Here is a 20,966-nt window from a genome sequence, read left to right as displayed (position 1 = left end):
CACACGAACCTTTAAGCTTGAAAACATGACAGCAGCACCCCTCCCCTCTCCCGTATCGGCGACGTTCGATCCCGATCGTTGGCGCGACATCACCGAGGAGGAACTCGGCTCCGCTCCCTTCACGGACATCACCTACCATCGCGCGGTTGAACGCACGCGCGATGAGCGCGGCGAGGCTCTCACGCGTGACCTCAATGCCGTGCGCATCGCCTTCGATCGCCCCGAGGTACGCAATGCCTTTCGCCCCCACACGGTGGATGAGCTCTACCGCGCGCTCGATCACGCGCGCCTCAACCCCGGGGTTGGCGTCATCATCCTCACGGGCAACGGTCCCGCCCCGAAGGACGGCGTGTGGGCGTTTTGCTCGGGCGGGGATCAGCGGATCCGCTCGCGCAGCGGGTATCGGTATGCCGACGGTGACACGGCCGAATCGATCCGCCCGGAGAGCGCAGGCCGCCTCCACATCCTCGAAGTTCAGCGTCTCATCCGCACGATGGGCAAGGTCGTGATCGCCGCGGTCAACGGCTGGGCCGCCGGCGGTGGTCACTCTCTGCACGTCGTTGCCGACCTTTCGATCGCGAGCCGTGAGCATGCGCGCTTTAAGCAGACCGATGCGAATGTGGGCAGCTTCGACGGCGGCTACGGAAGCGCGTACCTCGCGAAACAAGTCGGGCAAAAGCGCGCGCGTGAAATCTTCTTCCTCGCCGAGGAGTATTCGGCGGAGGAGGCATACAACTGGGGTGCCGTCAACCGCGTCGTGCCCCACGAGGAACTCGAAAACGAGGCTCTGTGCATGGCCCGCGTGATCGGCACGAAGTCCCCGCAGGCGATCCGCATGCTCAAGTTCGCTTTCAACCTTGCGGATGACGGTCTCATGGGCCAACAGGTTTTCGCGGGCGAGGCCACTCGACTCGCCTACATGACCGACGAAGCGGTTGAAGGGCGCGATGCCTTCCTCGAAAAGCGCGATCCCGATTGGTCGGCCTTTCCCCACCCGCAGGGTTAGCGTTCCGACGCTTCACCGGCAAACGTCGGAAAAAATCTTTGACAGAAAGGAGCCCGCGTGAGCACCCAAAGTGCACCTGAGCGCGAGTCGACGCCGTGGCTGGCGCCCGGCCCGTTCGACGGAACCGTCACGTCGCAAGTGGAGTATGCCCGTGCGATTGGGGAGGCCCTCGCGGGCACCGCGCGCGTGTGGCTCGGCGCCCATAAGCGCCCGGAGCTCATCGGTGCGCTCGAGTGCGGCAAGCCGCGAGAAAGTGCGTGTGCAGGCTGCACGTGCACACGCTCCAACGCGGGCGTAAGCGAGCCTGATCCGAGCGAGATCGCCCTCGTCGTTCCAACCTCGGGTTCGACGGGCACGCCGAAGTCGGTCGCGCATTCAGTGCAGAGCCTCAAGGCGTCGATTCACGCGACGGCCTACGAGTTTGGCTCACACGGCGCGTGGATGCTATTTCTGCCGCCCACGCACATTGCGGGCATACAGGTCATCGCTCGGGCGAGCGTGGCAAGCACGCTTCTGGGACTCGACGATCACGATGGTCTTCCTGGCGCCCTCGCGCCTCTTGTGGACCTGTCAAACCATTTCGATGCGACGGTGCTGACGGGTGCACTGGAGCGCTGGGACGCACGTGTCTGCAGCGATGAAGCCCTCGCTGATCTGCCGCTTTACACCTCCTTCGTTCCCACGCAGCTTGAACGAATCGTGAGCGCGGCAGAAGCGGGAGACGCCGAGATCGCGCGCGCCCTCTCCCGTTTTGAGGCGATCCTCGTGGGCGGCGCCGCGACTGCGCCCGCGCTCCTCGATCGCGCGCGAAAGCTCGGCGCGCGAATCGTCACGACGTACGGCTCGAGTGAGACCGCCGGTGGCTGCGTCTACAACGGTCTCCCCCTCCAGGGGGTCGAACTCAAGGTCAACGATGAGGATCAGCTCATGATCACCGGGCCATCGATCGCGCTCGGCTACATCTACGAGACGGGGGCGTTCACGAATGTTGACGGCAACGATGCCGATACGCGCCGTCGTTTCTTTTCCACACCAGAGCTCGCCGCAACGCGGCTCTTGCGCACGAGCGATCTCGCGCGTCTCACGCGCGACGAGGCCACTGGGCTCACTCGTCTCACGGTGCTCGGTCGCGCCGACGACGTGATCATCTCAGGCGGACGCAAGATCGTGCCGCAGGCCCTTGAACGCACCCTCGCGGATACGGGTGAGTTCCGCGAAGTTCTCATCGTTCCCGTCGAGTCGAACGAATGGGGCGAGCAGGCAGTCGCCCTGACCGTTCCTCGCGTGGAAGGTGCGATGCCGACGCAAACGTGGACGGCAGATCTCCAGACGCAGCTCACGGTCGCGACCGCCCTCACCGGAGCTGGGTACGCACGCCACGAAATCCCTCGCAGGATCCTCACGACCGGTGCCCTCCCCCGCCTCGAAAGCGGCAAGGTCGACCGAAAAGCCGCCGCAGAGCTCGCACGAGAGGCGCTCTTGAACATCGAGGCGTTCGACTACGCGAAGAGCCTCGGGACGCGCTTCGGCGACGGCGGGCACCACGAGCTCGAGTTCGGCGGTCCTGGCGAGGGGGAGGACGAGTAGATGGCAAGCGCGGCGCAATGGATCGCGGGGGCACGGCCCCGCACGCTTCCCGCAGCAATCGCCCCGGTGGCCGCGGGCACGGGCCTCGCCCTCATGCACGCGGGTTACCAGGCGGGCGTCACGGTACCGCGGGCTGTGCTCGCGCTCGTGCTCGCGCTCGCCCTGCAGGTGGGCGTCAATTACGCGAATGATTATTCCGACGGTATCCGCGGCACCGACGATGACCGCGTCGGCCCGTTCCGCCTCACCGGTTCGGGAGCGGCGAAACCGAGCGCGGTGAAACGCGCCGCTTTCACATCGTTTGGGGTGGGCGGCCTCGCGGGCCTCGTGCTCGTGATTCTCGCGGGTGCCTGGTGGATGATTCTCGTGGGCGTCGTGTGCATTCTTGCCGCGTGGTTCTACACGGGCGGGAAACATCCCTACGGCTACATGGGCCTCGGCGAGGTCATGGTGTTTGTCTTCTTCGGGCTCGTCGCGGTCATGGGCACGAGCTACCTGCTCTCGGGGCACTCGGGACTGAGTGATCTGCTCGTCGCGAGCGCCATCGGACTATGGGCGTGCGCGGTGATGCTCACGAACAACCTTCGCGACATCCCCTCCGATCGCGTGTCCGGTAAGCGAACGATCGCCGTGCGACTCGGAGATGGTGCCACGCGTTTGCTCTATGCGGCGATGATCCTCGTGCCGTTCCTTTTGCTGATTCCCGTGGTTCCGCACGCTCCACTCGTGGCGCTCACGTTCCTCGCGCTTCCCCTTGCGATGGCACCGGTGCGGCGCGTGATTGAACAGCGTGCTGGGGGACGCGACCTGATTCCCGTGCTCGCGGCGACAGGCAAGCTTGAGCTCGTCGCTTCTCTTCTGATGCTCGCGGGCTTCGCACTGAGCACCATGCTTTTCTAGGGGCGATGCGCCGGATGGCTCAGCTGATGCTCTACTCGCCGCGGTCGAGGAGGGAATCCTCCGCTTCGGCGTCGAGCTCCGCTTCGGTCTTCAGGTCGCGTCGCTTATCGCGGCGTGCCTCGACCGAATGCTCGAGGTTCGCCGCAACGCCCTGGCGGAGCTCGCCGAGTGCGAGGATCGAGATGAGCATCGCGATCACGGCGGCCAGGATGCCGGTGAAGAACCAGTGCACGCCGGGCATGAGGAAGTACAGGAGCGCCCACACCCCCGCAAAGAGGGCGAGGCGGATGATCGAGTAAAGCACGTAGTTTCGCATTGTCCCCATTATCCCCCGTCATGAAAGAATGACCGACATGCCTCGCTTGATCCTGGTCCTCGCCTACGTTGCCCTCACGGTATACGCTCTCGCCGATGTGGCGAACACCCCCGAGTCGCGCGCGAAGGTGCTTCCGAAAATCGGGTGGATCCTCGTGATCGTGTTCGTTCCGTTCCTCGGCTCGTTCCTGTGGCTTCTTTTGGGCAAGAGCAACGGCTCCGAGCCGCGCTCGCCCCGAAATTCACGCGCGCGCGGGCCGCAGCGACCGATCGCTCCGGACGACGACCCGGCCTTCCTCGCGAAACTCGATCAGGAGAATCGTGCACGCCGCCGCGAGCAGATTCAGGACGAAATGCGTCGCAAGAAGCGAGAGGGGGCCGACGGCGGCAGCTCCACGGCGTCGACCGGGCCACGCCCGGCGCCGCCACGTACACCCGCACCGAGGGACGATTCCTCGATTACGCCCGGGAAGGGGCCGCGCGACTACACCGTTCGCGACTATGAGCGCCCCGAAGATAAGCGCACCGGCGATCTCGAAGGCCCCGACGACGACGGCGCTCGTCGCTAAAACTCGAGGCGTTCCGCAGGACTACCAGGATCCGATACGAGCGTAGTCGCTTCGCGCAGCGGATATTTCGCCTCGTAGTCGCGTTTCCACTGCTTCGCGAATTCCTCGGCGTCGCCTCGGGGAACGAGCGCCCACACGCTGCCGCCAAAGCCTGCACCGAACGCGGAGGCGGCGCGCGCACCGAGGGCGCGGGCCGAGCGAGCAAGCTCGACGGTTTCGGGAATCTGGTTGCCGAGCTTTCGTTCCGCAAGGTCCTGCGAGCGCAACACGATCGACGAGAACGCGTCAATATCCCCTCGATTGAGGGCTGCGGCAGCCTCGGGCACAAGTACCTCGGACTCCTCGATGAACTGCTCGAGCCTCTGGCTCGCATACCCTTCTGGCGCGACACGCCGAAGCGCGTCGAGCTCGCGCGAAGATCGCTCCACCGGCTGTGCGGGATCGGTGACACCGGTAAGTTCGCGCACGACTCGATGGAGCGATGAGTCCTCGCGCCCCGTGTGCGCGTTCCACGCCTCAAGCACAGCACCGAGGGCGGCGGGCCCGCGGTTGTATGCCTCGCGCGCCGCGCCCGTTTTCTCGGCGAGCACCCCGCTCACGGCGACCACGAACGTAAGGTCGCCCGGAAGCGAGGCAGTGCCAAGAACCGTTGGGGGATCAAATACCACGTGGCTGAGGGAGCCCTCTGTGGTGGCGAGCATGCCCGTGTGATCGAGCGAGCCACCCGAGGTGCCCACGCCCGTGAGACCTGCGAAGTTCTTGAAGCGCTTGCCATTCTCAATCGAGGCGGCGTAGCCCGCGAGATCCACGCGGTTCGCGATGGTTCTTTGCCACTCTTCACGCGACGGGAGATCGTTGAGGTCCGCGAGAGTGAGGGCAACGGCGGTCAGCACCGCCGAGGAGCTGCTCATGCCCGAGGCCGGTGGCAGGTCTGATTCGATCGTCAACTCAGCCGAAGCGAGAGGACCGAAGTTCGTGGTGAGTCGGTCGAGGACGGTTTGGACGTAATGCCCCCAGTGCCCGTTCGGCAAGCGCGGATCGCGAAGCGGCACGAGCTCGGCTCGTTCACCGTTCAAAGACGTGCGAATCGAGAAGGGCGAGGAGGCGTCGGACTTTTGTTGCCCACGCACCGTCACGGCCCTCCCCACCGCCGACACGAGCACCTGGCCGCCCGCATAGTCAGTGTGTTTACCGAGCACTTCGATGCGGCCCGGAACGCGCCAGCCCCTCACAGGCGCACGCTCACGTGCGCGACGCGACTTTCGACATCGGCGATATCATCCCGGCGCGAAAGATCGAGCACCCCGCCTGAAACGGGCACAACCTGCACGTTCTCGAGCGCGAGAACGGCATCAACAATCTCGTACTCCCCACGCGCCGACGGCTTGATCGTGCGGCATGCCTCGAACACGGTCGGCTCGAAGGCAAAAAGATTCATGGACACGGGTGCGCTCTCGCCGTACTCGGCCAGTTCGGCTTCCGACGGTTTCTCAATCATGCCGATCAGGCGGTTGTCGGCGTGCCGGATGAGTGCGAATGCCGCGATGCGCTCTGCGGGAATGTTGCTCTGTGCGACGAGTGAGGAACGCTCAAAGCCCGCGATCGCATTTCCCGACACGTGCGTCATCGCTTCGAGGGCCTCGAGCGGATAGAGGTTATCGCCGTTCACCATGAGGAACGGCTCCTCCCCCACGGCCATCTCGGCGCTCGCGAGGGCGTTCGCCGTGCCGAGTGCCTCGTCCTGGACCGCAAACTCGATGCGCAGGCGGCTGGGGGCGAGTTCGCGCATGTGCGTTTTGAACGCTTCATGCTCGGGCGCGACGACAACCACGGCCCTCGTGACTCCCGCATCGGCGAGAGCGCTCAGCGAATAGTCGATGAGGCGATGCGCACCGATCGGCATGAGCGCCTTGTAGCCGAGGCTCGCGGCCGCGGCTTGGCCCGCGGTCAGGGATGAGCTTTGGCCTTCGGCGCGCATGCGTGTGCCGAGGCCGCGGGCGAGGATCACGGCGGTGTTGATCACGAGGTTCCTCCGAACCGACGATTGTGCAGAAGCGATTTTCAATTTTAGACGTAACGCCTGGCGATCCCGAGCGCCTCGCGGGCGTAGCCGCCGCCGAAAAGTGTGGCGTGCAAGAGCACGAGGTGCAGTGAGTGAAGCGGGATCAGCTCGCGCCACTCTTGCGTGAGGGAGTGCGCTGATTCGTACCCCTCGAACATGTGCGCGAGGTGGGGCGCGCCGAAGAGTGTGAGCGCGGCGAGATCATCGAGCCGGTGCCCCGAATAGGCGGTGGGGTCGATCAGCACGGCGCCGTGAGCATCGAAAAGCACGTTGCCGGCCCACAGGTCTCCGTGGACGCGCGCAGGAGGGTCATCATCATCGAATACGCCGTCGCGAAGCCGCGCTATAAGGCGGCCGAAGAGGGCACGGTCATCCGCGTCGAAGAGATCTCCCGAAGCCCGCACGAGTGGGGCGAGCCGGAGATCCCCGAACATCGCGCCCCATGACGTGAACTCACCTTCGCGCGCGAGCGGAAGCGGCAATTGCTCACCCGCCGGCCCCTGGAAACCATCGCCTTCAAAAGCGGTACCGGAGGCATCGATTGGGCCGAGCCCGAAGCTCCTGCGCCCCGCCTCGCTCTCGCGCCCGGTGCCGGCACTGTGGGTCACGGCAAGGGCCGCACCGAATTCCCGCGCCGATTGCGCACTCGGTGCGACCGGCGAAATCTGCTCGAGGCACAGCTGGGAGGCGTCGGAGGCCAGGATCCCCACCACCCGAGCACCGCCGTGAGCGGACGCTGAGGCGAGCCACTCAAGCCCCGCACGCTCCCACTGCACGGCGCGCGCCGAACCTCTCTTGCGAAAAACTTCCGGGTGCCGCTCCATCCTTTAGAGACCCGAGTACGAGTGGAGGCTATTGATGACCGTGTTCACGATCGTGTAATTGAAGATCACGCACACGAAGCCGGCGATGCAGAAGTAGGCCGCGACCTTTCCGCGAAAGCCCACCGTGGCGCGCGCGTGGAGGTAGGCGGCATAGACGACCCAGATGATGAACGTCCACGTTTCCTTCGGATCCCAGTTCCAGTAGCGGCCCCACGCGTAATTCGCCCAGATCGCACCGAAGATGAGCGTGAAGGTCCACATCACAAAGCCCACGGCCGTCGTCTGGAACGCGATCTGCTCGAGGCGTTTCGCCGAAGGCAGGTGGTCGAGAATTCGATCAAGGAGCGCGAAGCGAGGCTTCTCCCCCGCCTCAAGCCGGCTTTCCCGCGAGTGCTGGAGGAGCTGGAGAACGGCCACGACCGCCGAGAGCGAAAAGAGCGACATCGAGAGCACCGCGACGATCACGTGGATGACAAGCCACGGCGAGTTCTGAAGGCTCGGAGTGAGCTGCGCAGCTGGCAGGTACCACGACGTGTACGCGATGACCATGATGAACAGTACGGGGGTGAGCACAAAGAGCCCGAGCCTGCGCATGTCTCGCACGCGCAAAGTGAGCAGCAGGAACACCGCCATGATGACCGCGGCGCCCGTCATTGAGAATTCGTACATGTTGCCCCACGGCACGCGCTGGGTCGCCACACCGCGCGCGACGACGCCAAGCAGCTGGAACGCGGTCGCGATTCCGGCGGCACCGAGCGCAAAGGACAGCGGGCTCATGCCGCCCCTGTTCTCCGGCACAGCGGCCCCGCTCGCGTTTTCGGAGAGATCAGGCTCTACGGGACGTGCCGCGCTCGCGGAATCGGGATCTGCGGGAGCGCCGACGGTTGCCAGTTCACGCTTGCGCACCTTTTTTTCGAGGCGCAGATCCGAACGCACCCTCACGGCCTTCGCGATGTCGACCGCGAAGGCGACGAAGGCCATCATGTACACGACCATCGCGAGCAAAATGAAAAAATCCGATGCCGCGGCGAGCTCTTGGAGATTCACTTTCCGGTCCTCATTCTCGTAGGTCGGCGGAGGCTGGTGTAGGCGCGAGGCGATCAGCGAGGCGCGTCACGTCGTCGGCGAGGGCGAAATCTTCGCTTCGCGCGAGTCCCGCGACCTCAATCTCGGAGCCTTCGCCAGACGGGGTGGCACGCACCCACATGCGGCGGCGCGGAATGAAGAGCGAAAGCATCAGGCCGGCGGCCGAAAGAAGCGCCATCACAAGCGTGAACCCCTGCCAGGGGTCGTGCTTCACGTCAAAGGCAGCATAGCGCTTGATATCGCGAAACTCGATACTCGAACCGTCGGGGAGATCAAACTTCTCGCCCGGCGCGAGGGTCATGAGCAGGGGCTTTCCCTCGTCGTCCACGACCTGATCGAGCTTTGAGACATCGATTTGGTAAGCGTTCGTGGGCACGCCGTCATCGAGGCCCAGGTCCCCCGTGTGGGCCGTCAGGAAGATCTTTGGGTCCACGAGCCCCGCATACTTCGAGTGGGGGCCGCGCTCGTCGATCACAGCGGTGGGGGCGAAAATTCCCACGAGCGCCATTTGTTTCGGCGAGGCGTCAGGCATCTTGAGCACGAGCTGGCCGGTGTAGTTTTTGTCGTTGGAAACCGTGCGGATGGGGCCGTCGGCAACGACGTGCCCTTCTGGGTCACGCACGGTAATGATCGGGGCGTACCCGTTGCCCAGGAGGAACGCGCTCGCGCCATCGACCTCGAGCGGCTCATTCACGCGCACGCGCTGCTTGTACGTCTCGCGCCCTGGGGCATCGACCGTGAGGTCCGCTTCGAACTTCGTGGGGAGGCCAAAGGACTTCGGGTTGGAGGAATCGGTCGAGAATTCCGCGCGGAATTCGTCGAGCGTAAAGCGGAACGGCGGTAATTGATCCGGGTCGAACCACGCGCCTGGTTCGAAGGAGTCGTAACTCGTAAGGGAGTTCGCAAACCCCTCCCCTTCAACGACAGTGATCTGCCCGCGGTACGAGGTCAAATATCCGAGCCCCACGCCAAGAAGCACGCCGAGAAGGGCAAGATGGAACACGAGGTTGCCGGCTTCACGCAGGTAGCCGCGTTCGGCGCTGACGCTCAGAGTGCCCGAGCCCTCCTCGAGGGTCCGCACCCGATAGCCAGCCTTTTTGAGATGCCTCGCGGCCCGGAGCTGGATGTCCTTCGGCGCCTCATTCGCGAGCGGGCGGCGCGTGTATCCCGTGAACCGCTGCAGCCGGCGCGGCGTGCGCGGCGGCTTCGCGACGACTTGACGTGCGTAGGTGATGCAGCGCGGAACCACGCAGCCCACGAGGGATATGAATAGCAGCAGGTAGATCGCGCTGAACCACGGCGAGGTAAACACCTCGAAGAAACCGGCCCAGTCGAGTAGCTCGCCCCACCAACCGTTGTCGGCAAGAAACTGCTCCGTTTTCGCCGGGTTCACTGAGCGCTGCGGAAGGAGCGATCCGGGAACGGCCGCCACCGCGAGCAAAAGCAAGAGCACGAGCGCGGTATTCATGCTCGTGAGCTGGCGCCACAGGAAGCGGAGTGTGCCGCGCACACCGAGGCGGGGCATCGTAGGAGCGCTCGCGCCTTCGTAGGCGCGCTCGTGCGCGGGCTCCGGGTTTTCCGACGCTTGCTGGTCTTTCATCGCTGCTTCTCCTCTCTCGCCTCTTCGGCCGGTCATATCACGGTGGTGAACGAACCGGTCCAGGTGGCCAGCTGGGCCATCCACTCGCCCCACTGGCCCGTGAGGAGCAGCGTGCCGATGATGATGAGGAGCGCGCCGCCGAGAACCGTGATCGAACGGCGGTGTTTCTTGAGCCACGCCGACCACGAAAGCGCGCGGTCGAACAGAAGAGCGAAGGCGAGGAACGGCAAGCCGAGGCCGAGCGAGTAGGCAAGGGCGAGGAGGGCGCCGCGCGTGGCGCTCCCGCCGTCGAGAGCGAGGCTGCTCACGGCTGCGAAGGTGGGGCCAATGCACGGGGTCCAGCCGAAGCCGAAGATGATGCCCATGAGCGGGGCACCCCACAGGCCCGCGTCGGGGCGTGATTTCACACGCACCTCTCCGCTCAGGCGCGGGAAGAGGCCGATAAAAAGCAGACCCATAAGGATGACAACGACACCCGCGATGCGGTTGATCCACGTCGCGTGCGCGCTCAGTGTGTACCCGATCGCGCCAACGAAGCCGCCCATGACCATGAAGATCACGGTGAAACCGAGAACGAACAGGAGGGCCCCGAGGGCGAGGCGCCCCGTGCGGTTGTTCGACTCCTCGCGCTGCCCCGCGATGCCCGAGACGTAGGCGAGGTAGCCGGGAACGACGGGAAACACGCAAGGCGAGAGGAAGGCGACGATGCCCGCGAGCGCACTCACCGCTGCGGCCAGGAGGAGCGAGCCATCGAGAACGGTGCTCGCGAACACGTGCTGAATTTCGGTCATTCGACGAGAACCCGATCGATCATGGCGCTCAGAATCGAGGGATCCGCGAGGCCGGAGATGCGGGCGGCGACCCGACCCTGCTTGTCGAAGACGAGGGTCGAGGGCACGGCGTTCGGGGAGATCTGACCTCGAAGTGCATAGAGGATGGCGCCGTCCCGATCGGGAATCGACGGGTAGGGAATCGAGAATTTCTTTTCGAAAGCCTGGGCGGGGCCGGCTTCGTCACGCACGTTGATGCCGATGAATTCGACGCCTTTGGGGGCGTAGGTTCCGTGCAGCTTCACGAGGTCGGGCGCCTCCTTGCGGCACGGCGCACACGAGGCGTACCACACGTTGAGCACGACTGGCGTGCCGCGCTTCTCGCTCAGCGTGAAAGTCGTGCCGTCGAACGTTTCGCCTTGGAAATCGTAGGCGTCGCCCCGCTTATCGATCGATACCTCGGTGCTGACGCCCGAGCCTTCGACGTAGCCGGTGTCGTAGCGCTCGGAGGTGTCGGTGCTTGCGCAGCCGGCAAGACTGAGAGCCCCGAGGGGAAGCGCGAGAACCGCGCGGCGCGTGAGATGTGCTCGTTTCATGTGAGCTTCCCGCCCGTCGCGTCCACGGCACCGTCGTAGAGCGAGGCTGCCGGCTCACAGTAGTCAACGTGATCGAGGTGCTCCCCGTTGAACACGAGGGAGGTCACGGACGCGAGGCCGCATTCGCGCCTTCGTGGATCATGCAGCATGGGCTTGTGCTCGGCGGCGCGCCTCGTGAGCCAGATCGGGAGTTGGTGCAGCACAAGCGCGGCCTCGTGCCCCTCGGCTGCATGGCGGGCATCGCGCACCGATGCCATCACGCGATCGACCTGATCGCGGTAGCGCTCTCCCCAGCTCGGCCGGAAGGGGTTGAGGAAGTGCTTCCAGTTCTTCGGGTTCGTGAAGCTCGCCTCGCCGTGGCCGATTCGATGACCTTCGAAGTAGTTGAGAGCCTCCGTGAGACGCTCATCGGTCTCGATGTCGAGCCCGTGGGGCTCTGCGATAGGTTTTGCCGTTTGCTGCGCGCGAAGAAGCGGGGAGGCGACGACCTTCACGATGTCGCGCTCGGCAAGTGCCTCACCCGTGAGGCGCGCCATCTGCTCGCCGCGCTCGGAAAGCCGGTAGCCCGGCAGGCGCCCGTAGAGGATCTTTCCCGGGTTGTGCACCTCGCCGTGCCGAACCAGGTGAACGATCGTCGTAGTCATAAGCCCTCTCGATGGTGGGACGGGGTGGTAATGAAGCTTTGGCGCTCCAGCCTATCGGCTCGCGTCACTCGCCGGCAGCAAACTCGATGCACTCGCGGTCCTCATCACTCACGAGCTTATCGAGGATGCGGGCAAGCGCCAGGAAATCCTCCCTGCCCAGCCGGTCCAGGAGAAGCTCACGGACACTTGCCACGTGGATCGGCGCCGCCTTTTCCAGGAGTTCACGGCCCGCGGTGGTGAGAACGGTAACGCGCCCGCGACCGTCGGCAACCGAACGCTCACGCGCGACCAGACCGCGCTTCTCCATGCGTGCCACCGTGTGGGTGAGTCTTGAGCGCGAGTGCACAACCTGTTGCGCAAGCTCCGACATGCGCACGCTTTCGTTTTCGCTCTCGCTGAGGCGCACGAGAATTTCGTACTCGGCGAGCGAGAGGTCGATGCTCGGATTCTGTTCAAGGGCCTGGGAGAGGCGGTCTTTGAGGCGGGTGGTCGTGAAGAGGTAGGTGCGCCAGGCCTTTTGTTCGTCGAGGTCGAGCCACGGTGCCTCCTGCCCGTTGTTCTCGTTCGCCACCTGCGGCTCCTTTCGCTCGACGCTCTCGGAAAATGCATGAAAACGCCTCCTATTATGCGCGTGTGGAGGTGCTCGTGCACGCAAGGGTGTCTCCCGCCTCACCCCGGGCGGCGCTCGCGAGCACGGTCGCGGGCTTGACTTCGCCACACAGCTCCCATAGTTTAGTTTTCAACTTTAGGGTGGCGGCCGTCGGACCGCCGCTCTACCAACCAAAGGAGAGAACCACATGACCGCACTTCCCGAAGGCCTCACGCAGGGAACCTGGACCCTTGATGCCTCCCACACCGCCGCCGCATTCACCGTTCGCCACGCCGGCATTTCCAAAACCCGCGGCCAGTTTGACGAGGTTTCGGGCCAGATGATCGTGGGTGAGACGCTCGAAGACACCCGCATTAGCGCCGAGATTCAGATCGCCTCGCTCACAACCGGCAACGAGGACCGCGACCAGCACCTCAAGAGCGCCGACTTCTTCGACGCGGAACAGTTCACCGCCATGGCGTTCACCTCAACCTCGTTCGACGGTAAGACTCTCAAGGGCGACCTCACGATCAAGGACGTCACGAAGAATGTCGAGCTCGACGTCGAGTTCGAAGGCGCCGCGACCGATCCGTTCGGCACCTATCGCGCAGGTTTCTCGGGCACGACCGAGATCTCCCGCAAGGAGTTCGGCCTCACGTGGAACGCCGCGCTTGAAGCCGGTGGCGTGCTCGTGGGCGACACCGTGAAGATCACGATCGACGCCGAATTCACCGCGCCCACCGCGGCTTGAGCATCGATCTCTTAGGCTGGGGTCATGAACCACAACGCGCATGACCCCGGCCTTTCCTCATCTTCGGGGGCGCGCATCGTGCTCCTCGAACGCCCCGGTTGTCACCTCTGCGAGGAAGCGGCGCTCATCGTCGAGCGTGTCGCAACCGCCACCGGCGAGAAGGTCGAGAGGGTCAATATCGAAAGTGACGACGCGCTCGCGCGGCGCTGGTCGATCGAGATCCCGGTTGTGGCCGTTGACGGCAAAGTCGTGGCGGTCTACCGCGTCAAAGAAAAAGACCTGATGGCCGCCCTCACGCGTGGCCTCAAGCGCCCGCACCCGATCTTTGGTGCAGCAACGAGGTTTCTCCGCCGCGGCTAGTCGCATGAGGCACGGAGCCCCTAAGGACCACTAAAGCCCTATGCCCTCGGTGGAAAACTGACACCATCCCCGCTCCCCCCAAGCCCCCCTAAAGCAGCCCCCTCCCAAAGCAACCACCTCAAGCAGCCCCTCAAGCAGCCCCCCCCTCAAACACGAAAGTGGTGAAAAACGGCGTTGGAGGCAGCTTTTTGGCCGCCAGATGTCGATTTTTCACCACGGTGCTGCCGCCGGGGAGGGCGCGGTAAAGCAAAGCAGGTGGCGCAACTCAAGATCAGGCGACGGAGCACAAGCAAAAACTGCCGCCCTCCGGAATGGAGAACGGCAGTTTTTGACACGTGCGGAATCGAGACCGCCGCGCCTTACTTCTTGTTGCGGCGCTGGTGGCGGGTCTTACGAAGAAGCTTGCGATGCTTCTTCTTCGACATGCGCTTGCGACGCTTCTTGATCACGGAACCCATGATTGCCTCTTTTCTTACAGTGCGTGGTGGCGGCGGCGCCGCCCAGGTGTCAGTGGCCGGCGAGCGCCGAGCGCAGCCGGGGCGGCTACCCTCGCGGGGCAGCGGCCACAAACACAGACAATGAACTATTTTAGCGCTGCACCCGGGCGTGCTCAAAGGTCATTGACGAAGCGTGAGAGGCCTCACGCACGCACATTCGGCTCACGAGTTCCGTGCCCCGAAGCCCAACGGTTCGCTGACTCACGTCGATGCCACAAGCGCGGCCAGAGCCGCCTCAAGGCGCGCGGCCCTGTCAAGCTCGCTTTGGGCACGTGCCACGACAGTTCGTTCGGCCGCCTCGCGGATCGAGGAACGCAGCGCGCGGCGAGCCCGACGCTTGCGGGAGCCCGCGATGAGCGAATTGAGAAACGCCGCGAGAGCCCCCAACAGTATCCCGAGCCCGAGCCCCGCGATGATCATGGCCGTAGGCACTGGCACGGGCACCCACAAGCCTTCGAGCATTGGCATCGGTGGTTTGGGCACCTGGAGGAAATCGAATCCCGCAAGCGCAAGCAACCACACGAGCCCCGCGATCGCCGTGAGGAACGCGAGCCACTGCACGATATTGAGCGGAAGCCACGTCCAGGACTTCTCGGCACCTCGAAAATCCGTGTGGGTGAGCGCGTAATCGACTTCGTCGGGGAGGCTCTCTTTTTCCTCATCGAGGGCGGCGGTGAGACGCCCGGGCCATGGGTGTGGCGCCTCGCCTGCAAGTGCCAGCGCACACTCCTCAACCGCACGATTCATGCGCGCACGGGCACCAGGCGCATCGATCGAGAGGGAGGAACGCGACACGAACTCCTCGCCTGAATCTCCAGTGCGGTGACTGTTGCTCGCGCGCCCAATGCGCATTCGCTCAAGAGGGTCCACCTTGAACGCTCCGATCCAGCGAAGTGCCGGCCAGCCCGTATGCCGCCCCGCGCGCGTGCGGTAGCTCTTCGCCACAGCCTCGGAAATCTTCTCCACTTGAGCTGCGGCGGCACACGCCTCCTCGAGGCGATCAACCTCGGCATCGGGGACCTCACGCGGAAGTGAGGGAACCTCGGCAGACTTGCGCGTGATGCTCACGCCCGTCGCCTCGGCAATGGCGTGCCCTTCGGCACGCGCATCTGCGAAAAGACGCTCGAGGATCGCGCGCTTCGACTCGACAACCGAAGCAATCTCGGAGCGTAGCTTGGGTAGCCCGCTACCCTCGAGTGCGCTCACGAGGAACACCTCTGTCTTTGCGAGACCGTCCTCATCGAGAAGCGCCTTCATTGAGGAGCGCACGGCGGCACCATCCGCTTTCGAGAGGCGGTCGGCCTGATTGACGACCACGATCGTGACGGCGTCATGGCGCGCGAATCGACGAATGAACTCGGTGTGCAAAACGGCATCAGCGTATTTTTCAGGGTCTGTGACCCACACGAGCACGTCGACCGTACCCGCAAGACGCTCCGCGATCTCGCGGTTCGCGCTCTCCACGGAATCGAAATCGGGAAGATCCACGAGGATTGCACCCTGCGGTAGCGAGCCGCGCCCCACCGTGTGCCGCTCGTGAATCTCGAGCCAGTCCAGGAGTGAGGACGCGGAATCGCCTTCCCGCTCATCGGTGGGCTCCGGGAGCACCGCGAGCGCACTCGAGGTCGTGGGGCGTCTGTGCGCGACGCGCGCAATATCTGCGCCGACGATGGCGTTCACGAGCGAGGACTTTCCCGAGCCCGTCGCGCCGAAAAGCCCGATGACGGTATGTTCGCTCGAGTGCTCGAGACGCTCCGTGAGCCGGTGACGCGCAGCCCGCGCGCTCGCAAGCTCGGCATCAGTGAGCAGCGGTTCCGCTTGCGCGATTGCGTCATTGAGGGCGTCGACGGCAACGTCGAGGCGGCCGCGAGCCTTCGAAACGGATCGGGCCCTCATCGCTGATCACCTCGTGCGCGTGGAGCGGAAGGACCACCAAGGCTCTCAATGAGAGTACGGATGGCCTCGGCATCCGCCCTCATGTCACTCGAGGGGGTCGTGATGGGCTGCGCGGCAAGAGCCTTGGCGAACGCCGTAGCTTGTGCATCCACGACATTTGCAATGCGCGAATCCAGCATTCCGCGCGCCTTCTTCGCGAGGCGCCTCACGGCCTCATCACCAAAGATTGATTCGAGAAGCTTCTGCCCCACGAGCGCCGTTGCCGTTCCCGCGCCCACCTCGAGACCCGTGGGCATGAAGGCAGTTGACGCGAAGACGACGACCATGAGAGCGATGCCCACGACATTCACGCCGAGCGACAGCACACGCGCTTGCGTGCGACGATCAGAGCCCTCAGCCTCGACGAGTTCGAGAACATCCTTTTGCCAGGCCCGCACCTGATCCTCGACCGTGCGGTGGAAATCCTCGGGCACCTGCATGAGTGTCACCGCGAGTCCAGGGCTCGACTGAAGAAGGGAGGACCCGGCGGCGTGAGAATTCCACGCGCGGACGGTGCGGGAACGGGCATTGGCGACATGGTCAATCACCACGGTCACAAGGCCCGTTTCAATCGCGTTCTCCGCTGCAACGATTGGACGCGTGCGCCCCGTGATCGCGGCCGTGAGGCGATCACGCGTGCGCGAGATCCATCCCTGCACCCCCTTGAAGAATTCCCCGGTGCCCACGACATCCTGCCAGCGCGCGAGCACCTCGCCGCGCAAGAGCGCACCGTCACGCGTGAGACTCGCGATCGAATCCTTCGCCGCATCAAACTCCGCGCGTGCGAGAGCCGCGAGCCGGTCCCGCTCTTCTTCTTGTGCCCCCACGGCTTCAGCAAGCTCATCGAGCGATTGCGCGGTCGCGACGAGCGCTCCACGCAGCGTGCGCCTCGCGATCGCCGAGCGCGCCTCCTTATCCCGCGCCAGAGCCCCGAGCCACGCCGAGAGCTCTCGCACCTCTTCTGTCTCGAGGAGCTCCCCGTCGTCGAGTTCCTGTTCGTGTATGGCGAGCAGGCGCTCTGTCACGACTCCGCGCTCCGCGAGCATCGCGCTCAAATGCGAGGTGAGATCCTCTGCCACGCCGTCCTTGTGCGGGATGCGGTTCATGACCACGACCACCGTGACATCGCGCTCCGCTGCCTGCGCGAGCGCGAGCCACGGAACGGCATCGGCGTACCTGTGGGCGGTCGTCACAAAAATCCACAGGTCGGCGGCGCGCAAAAGCTGACCGGCAAGCTCGCGGTTTTCGCGGCTCACCGAATCGATATCGGGCGCGTCCAAAAGAGCAACGCCCTGGGGAACCCGCTCACTCGCCACGAGGTGAAGCGCCGTGCCAAAACCCGTCCCGCGCTCACGTGCCTCGGGGCTTGAGGCGCTCATATGCACGCGCGGAAGCGACGGCAGGATCCGCTCCCCCTCGAACCACTCCCTATCGGCCGGGTTGTGCACGAGTACGGGCTGGCGCGTGGTGGGCCTCAGCGCCCCCGCACGAGAGATGCTCTCCCCCACGAGCGCGTTCACGAGAGTGGACTTTCCCGAACCCGTCGAGCCACCCACCACAGCCAGCAACGGCGCCTCGAGCGAGGCGATCCTCGGCGCGAGGTGGTCCTCAACTTGCTGGGCAATATGCCCTGCCTTCTCGCGCGCCTCGGCTGCACCCGCGATCTCAAACGGCAGGCTCGCCTCGCGCGCATGCCGCGTGATCGGCGAAAGAAGGGAGGAGTCCACACGTGCATTCATGACATAAGACTACCGAACTGGCCTCGCCCAAGGCGCGGCAGCCGTCGGACCCCAAAACCGCAGCCGGCCCCATGCAAAATACCCCGATCCGCCCAAAGGGAATAGAGTGAACGAGGCCGTACTGCCCGCGTCGAAAGGAGGCCCCGTGGGAGCACCCACCATTGCCCACCAAAAACCACGGCGCCGCCTCAACGCGGTCGCTTCCTTCATTTCGCGTCTCGTACGCGAAGCGGCCCGCACCTCCCCCGCGCGCCTCGCACTATTCGTGTTCACGGCGATGATTTTGCTGTTCACGCTCATCCTTGAGCTACCTATCTCGAGCGTTTCAGGCCAGCGCACCCGCTTCGTCGACGCACTTTTCACGGCCGTGAGCGCCATGTGCGTGACGGGCCTCGTGACCGTACCCACGCAAACCCACTGGTCGACCTTTGGTCTCGTCGTGCTCATGGCCGCGATCAAAGTGGGCGGCCTCGGCGTTCTCACGCTCGCCTCACTCCTCGGCCTCAGTGTGATGCGGCACATGGGTCTCGCCCAACGAATCGTGACGGCACGGGAAACCAAAGCTGCGAAGCTGAGCGAAGTTGGCGGTGTGCTTCGCACGATCGTGCTCACGTCAACAGGTTTCGAGGTCGCGACGTTTATCGCCCTCGTCCCCTTCCTCATGCGACACGAAGCGACCCTCAAATACGCCCTCTTCAACTCCGTGTTCTACGCAGTCTCGGCGTTCAACAACGCGGGCTTCATCCCCGAGGTGGGCGGCATCGAACGCTATCTCGGTGACCCGTGGTTTTCCATCCCCATCGCCACCTCCGTGTTCGTCGGCGCGCTCGGCTTCCCGGTCATCCTCGTGCTCGTACAAAATTGGCGCACGCCCGAGCACTGGAGTCTCCATGCGAAGTTGACGATTTGGACCTCGAGCATCCTCCTCGTCGCCGGCTCAATCGCCATTCTCCTCTCCGAGTGGGGCAACCCCGCCACCCTCGGCGGGCACGGCTTCGGCACAAAGGTGCTCTCCTCCACTTTCGCAAGCGTCATGACCCGCTCCGGCGGCTTCTCCACCCTCGATATCGGCGCGATGAACACCGACACGTGGCTGATCATGGACCTTCTCATGTTCATTGGCGGCGGCTCGGGATCCACTGGTGGCGGCATCAAAGTCACCACGTTCGCTCTGCTCGTGCTCTCCATCGTCGCGGAGGCGAGGGGTGATCGCGACATCGAAATCTTTAGCCGCAGCATCCCCTACGACACCATCCGCCAAGCCATCGCCGTGCTCGTCATCAGCGTGCTCTTCGTCGCGATCGCCACCTGGGTCATGCTTCGCCTCACCAACTACCCACTCGACCGCGTGCTGTTCGAAGTCCTCAGCGCGTATGGAACCGTGGGCCTCTCCACGGGCATCACGAGTGATCTCAGCCTTGCCGCGAAGTACGTCATCATCGTGTGCATGTACGTGGGCCGCATCGGCCCCATGACCCTCGGCGCGGCTCTCGCTCTGCGTAGTCGCCGCAGGGTCATTCACCTGCCCGAAGAGCGGCCCGTGGTCGGCTAAGTCCGGTAGGCTGGAACACATGGCAAACTCCCGCTCCTTCGGCCGTAGCGTCCTCATCATCGGCCTCGGTCGTTTTGGGGCGTCCATGGCCCTCAACCTTGAATCGCTCGGCACGAATGTGCTCGCGATCGATAAACGCGCTGATCTCGTCCAGGACTTTTCGGGCAAGCTCACTCACGTCGTTGAAGCGGACGCCACGAATATCGAAGCGCTCAACCAAGTGGGGGCTTCTCACTTCGATGTCGCCGTCGTTGGCGTGGGCACGTCAATCGAGGCGAGCGTGCTGATTACCGCGAATCTCGTGGACCTCGCGGGCCCCGTCATCTGGGCGAAAGCCATCTCGGTTGCCCACGGCAAGATTCTCGAGCGCATCGGCGCGCACCACGTTGTGTTCCCCGAAAAAGACGCGGGCCAGCGGGTCGCGCACCTTGTCAATGGCCGCCTTCTCGACTACATCGAGTTCGACGACGGGTGGGCGATCGTGAAGATGCACCCGCCGCGCGAAATTCAAGGCTTCTCCCTTGGCGAATCCGATATTCGCACCAAGTACGGTGTGACGGTCGTGGGCGTGAAGTCCCCCGGCCGCGATTTCACCTACGCGGAGCCGGACACGGTTGTGTCCTCGCATGACACCCTCATCGTGTCGGGTCACACGGACCTCATCGAACGCTTCTCCAACCGCCCGTAGCGCGGTGTTTTCGGGGCGAGGGTCCGACGCTTGCTGCGCCCTTAGCGCTCCTCCATTTTTCGCGACGTCTGTGCAGCCGCCCGCATGCCGCGGGCCATGAGCGCACGGATCCCGCCCTCTTCAAGTGCGGCGATGGCCTGCGCGGTCGCGCCTCCAGGCGAGGTCACGGCGTAGCGAGCGCTCGTGGGCGCCTCTCCTGTTTCATGCAGCACACTTGCGCTGCCCACCATGGTGCCAACGACCAGGTCAGTCGCCACGGCGCGGGTGAAGCCTTGGGCGACGGCCTCATCGATCATGGCTTCGGCGATGAGGAAGAAATAGGCGGGCGCACTTCCCGCGGCGCCGATCACGCCGTGGACCTGATGCTCGGGAATGTCGACGACGGTCGCGGACTGCGCGAAAAGGGCGCGGGCGAGCTCACGCTCACTCTCGCTCGTCTGTTCGCCGGGCATGAGCCCCACCACGCCTTTGCCAACGGCGATAGGAGTGTTCGGCATGGCGCGCACGAGCGCCGTATGACCATTGAAGGCCTCGCTCAGCGTATCGAGGCTTGCGCCCGCGAGAAGCGACACGATCAGCGCCCCCTCCTGCACGTGCGGGGCGATCTTCGGTGCCATGGCCTGGAGGTGGTAGGGCTTGAAGCCGAGCACAATGACGTGAGATTCGGCAACGGCAGACGCGAGGGTGGCGTCGGAACCGTATTTCTCAAATGCACTCGCAGCGCCAATCCCCCGTGCAGCCTTCGCCGTGGATTCCTCACTCGAGTTGAGGAGAACGAGCCTCTCAGCGCCGACGCCGACCTTACGGATGGCACGCGCGACAGCGCCGCCCATGTTCCCCGCACCGATCACCGTCACGGTGAGATCGTTGAGATGCACCATCGCGCTTCCGCCTCC

Annotated in this window: 22 protein-coding genes; 8 read left to right on the top strand and 14 right to left on the bottom strand. The window is 64.5% G+C overall.

All coding sequences use genetic code 11. The annotated features are described in order from the left end of the window. The first annotated feature begins 25 nt into the window (after window positions 1–25). The 3 genes from DAD186_RS02320 to DAD186_RS02310 are packed head-to-tail and all read left to right on the top strand — an operon-like array spanning window position 26 to window position 3,493. On the top strand, window positions 26–1,006 hold the full coding sequence (locus DAD186_RS02320; protein WP_065248682.1) for a 1,4-dihydroxy-2-naphthoyl-CoA synthase: 981 nt from the start codon (window positions 26–28) through the stop codon (window positions 1,004–1,006). A 57-nt stretch (window positions 1,007–1,063) separates the two neighbouring features. Further along, entirely contained in the window at window positions 1,064–2,593 is a 1,530-nt protein-coding gene (locus DAD186_RS02315) for an AMP-binding protein (RefSeq protein ID WP_065247350.1), read from the top strand. After that, window positions 2,594–3,493: a 1,4-dihydroxy-2-naphthoate polyprenyltransferase gene (locus DAD186_RS02310; RefSeq protein ID WP_065247349.1), complete on the top strand. Its 900-nt coding sequence runs from the start codon at window positions 2,594–2,596 to the stop codon at window positions 3,491–3,493. A 31-nt stretch (window positions 3,494–3,524) separates the two neighbouring features. Here DAD186_RS02310 and DAD186_RS02305 read toward each other — a convergent pair whose 3' ends face one another. After that, window positions 3,525–3,809, bottom strand: a complete 285-nt coding sequence (locus DAD186_RS02305; protein WP_065247348.1) for a DUF4229 domain-containing protein — start codon at window positions 3,807–3,809, stop codon at window positions 3,525–3,527. A 37-nt stretch (window positions 3,810–3,846) separates the two neighbouring features. On the opposite strand from DAD186_RS02305, the gene DAD186_RS02300 reads away from it, so the two are divergent. Beyond that, a complete protein-coding gene (locus DAD186_RS02300; protein WP_065247347.1) occupies window positions 3,847–4,377 on the top strand; it encodes a PLD nuclease N-terminal domain-containing protein in 531 nt (176 codons plus the stop codon). Here the strand turns inward: DAD186_RS02300 and DAD186_RS02295 are convergent. The 9 genes from DAD186_RS02295 to DAD186_RS02255 form a co-directional block, all read right to left on the bottom strand. Further along, a complete protein-coding gene (locus tag DAD186_RS02295; RefSeq protein WP_065247346.1) occupies window positions 4,374–5,609 on the bottom strand; it encodes a GHMP family kinase ATP-binding protein in 1,236 nt (411 codons plus the stop codon). The genes DAD186_RS02300 and DAD186_RS02295 overlap by 4 nt on opposite strands. Further along, window positions 5,606–6,400, bottom strand: a complete 795-nt coding sequence (locus DAD186_RS02290) for a nucleotidyltransferase family protein (protein ID WP_065247345.1) — start codon at window positions 6,398–6,400, stop codon at window positions 5,606–5,608. The genes DAD186_RS02295 and DAD186_RS02290 overlap by 4 nt, the downstream gene beginning before the upstream one ends. A 44-nt stretch (window positions 6,401–6,444) precedes the next feature. Next, window positions 6,445–7,215 (bottom strand): fructosamine kinase family protein, encoded by a 771-nt coding sequence (locus tag DAD186_RS02285; RefSeq protein ID WP_236886274.1) that lies wholly within the window; start codon window positions 7,213–7,215, stop codon window positions 6,445–6,447. 51 nt (window positions 7,216–7,266) lie between these two features. Beyond that, window positions 7,267–8,310 carry a c-type cytochrome biogenesis protein CcsB gene (gene ccsB / locus DAD186_RS02280; RefSeq protein WP_065247343.1) on the bottom strand — a complete coding sequence of 348 codons (1,044 nt, stop codon included), beginning with the start codon at window positions 8,308–8,310 and terminating at the stop codon, window positions 7,267–7,269. A gap of 10 nt (window positions 8,311–8,320) precedes the next feature. Then, on the bottom strand, window positions 8,321–9,949 hold the full coding sequence (resB, locus tag DAD186_RS02275; protein ID WP_065247342.1) for a cytochrome c biogenesis protein ResB: 1,629 nt from the start codon (window positions 9,947–9,949) through the stop codon (window positions 8,321–8,323). Between the two features lie 32 nt (window positions 9,950–9,981). Next, complete coding sequence (locus DAD186_RS02270) at window positions 9,982–10,731, bottom strand: cytochrome c biogenesis CcdA family protein (RefSeq protein ID WP_150333852.1); 750 nt, start codon at window positions 10,729–10,731, stop codon at window positions 9,982–9,984. A gap of 5 nt (window positions 10,732–10,736) precedes the next feature. Further along, window positions 10,737–11,315, bottom strand: coding sequence for a TlpA family protein disulfide reductase (locus DAD186_RS02265; protein WP_065247340.1), 579 nt, complete (start codon window positions 11,313–11,315; stop codon window positions 10,737–10,739). Continuing rightward, entirely contained in the window at window positions 11,312–11,959 is a 648-nt protein-coding gene (locus DAD186_RS02260) for a histidine phosphatase family protein (protein ID WP_065247339.1), read from the bottom strand. Before DAD186_RS02260 ends, DAD186_RS02265 begins: the two co-directional genes overlap by 4 nt. Window positions 11,960–12,023: 64 nt before the next feature. After that, window positions 12,024–12,530 (bottom strand): MarR family winged helix-turn-helix transcriptional regulator, encoded by a 507-nt coding sequence (locus DAD186_RS02255; RefSeq protein ID WP_065247338.1) that lies wholly within the window; start codon window positions 12,528–12,530, stop codon window positions 12,024–12,026. Between the two features lie 226 nt (window positions 12,531–12,756). Here DAD186_RS02255 and DAD186_RS02250 point away from each other — a divergent pair, with 226 nt between their 5' ends. Together DAD186_RS02250 and DAD186_RS02245 are read left to right on the top strand one after the other, a co-directional pair. Beyond that, entirely contained in the window at window positions 12,757–13,299 is a 543-nt protein-coding gene (locus DAD186_RS02250) for a YceI family protein (RefSeq protein ID WP_065247337.1), read from the top strand. A gap of 24 nt (window positions 13,300–13,323) precedes the next feature. Continuing rightward, window positions 13,324–13,659, top strand: coding sequence for a glutaredoxin family protein (locus tag DAD186_RS02245; RefSeq protein WP_065247336.1), 336 nt, complete (start codon window positions 13,324–13,326; stop codon window positions 13,657–13,659). A gap of 359 nt (window positions 13,660–14,018) precedes the next feature. Here the strand turns inward: DAD186_RS02245 and DAD186_RS10560 are convergent, their stop codons facing one another. The 3 genes from DAD186_RS10560 to DAD186_RS02235 form a co-directional block, all read right to left on the bottom strand. Next, window positions 14,019–14,117 carry a 30S ribosomal protein bS22 gene (locus DAD186_RS10560; protein WP_005504750.1) on the bottom strand — a complete coding sequence of 33 codons (99 nt, stop codon included), beginning with the start codon at window positions 14,115–14,117 and terminating at the stop codon, window positions 14,019–14,021. Window positions 14,118–14,357: 240 nt separating this feature from the next. Further along, complete coding sequence (locus DAD186_RS02240) at window positions 14,358–16,052, bottom strand: GTPase family protein (protein ID WP_065247335.1); 1,695 nt, start codon at window positions 16,050–16,052, stop codon at window positions 14,358–14,360. Further along, window positions 16,049–17,830 carry a dynamin family protein gene (locus tag DAD186_RS02235; RefSeq protein ID WP_065247334.1) on the bottom strand — a complete coding sequence of 594 codons (1,782 nt, stop codon included), beginning with the start codon at window positions 17,828–17,830 and terminating at the stop codon, window positions 16,049–16,051. The genes DAD186_RS02240 and DAD186_RS02235 overlap by 4 nt, the downstream gene beginning before the upstream one ends. Window positions 17,831–17,975: 145 nt before the next feature. Here DAD186_RS02235 and DAD186_RS02230 point away from each other — a divergent pair, with 145 nt between their 5' ends. Both DAD186_RS02230 and DAD186_RS02225 read left to right on the top strand, forming a co-directional pair. Beyond that, window positions 17,976–19,382: a TrkH family potassium uptake protein gene (locus DAD186_RS02230; RefSeq protein ID WP_208854269.1), complete on the top strand. Its 1,407-nt coding sequence runs from the start codon at window positions 17,976–17,978 to the stop codon at window positions 19,380–19,382. A gap of 19 nt (window positions 19,383–19,401) precedes the next feature. Next, window positions 19,402–20,070 carry a potassium channel family protein gene (locus DAD186_RS02225; protein WP_065247333.1) on the top strand — a complete coding sequence of 223 codons (669 nt, stop codon included), beginning with the start codon at window positions 19,402–19,404 and terminating at the stop codon, window positions 20,068–20,070. A gap of 41 nt (window positions 20,071–20,111) precedes the next feature. On the opposite strand, the gene proC is transcribed toward DAD186_RS02225, so the two are convergent. Continuing rightward, window positions 20,112–20,951: a pyrroline-5-carboxylate reductase gene (gene proC, locus DAD186_RS02220; protein ID WP_065247332.1), complete on the bottom strand. Its 840-nt coding sequence runs from the start codon at window positions 20,949–20,951 to the stop codon at window positions 20,112–20,114. Between the last annotated feature and the right edge of the window lie 15 nt (window positions 20,952–20,966).

Source organism: Dermabacter vaginalis (genome assembly GCF_001678905.1).
GTDB lineage: Bacteria > Actinomycetota > Actinomycetes > Actinomycetales > Dermabacteraceae > Dermabacter > Dermabacter vaginalis.
The sequence above is the reverse complement of the archived record's forward strand: the minus strand, read 5'-3'. Positions and strand labels throughout refer to the sequence as shown.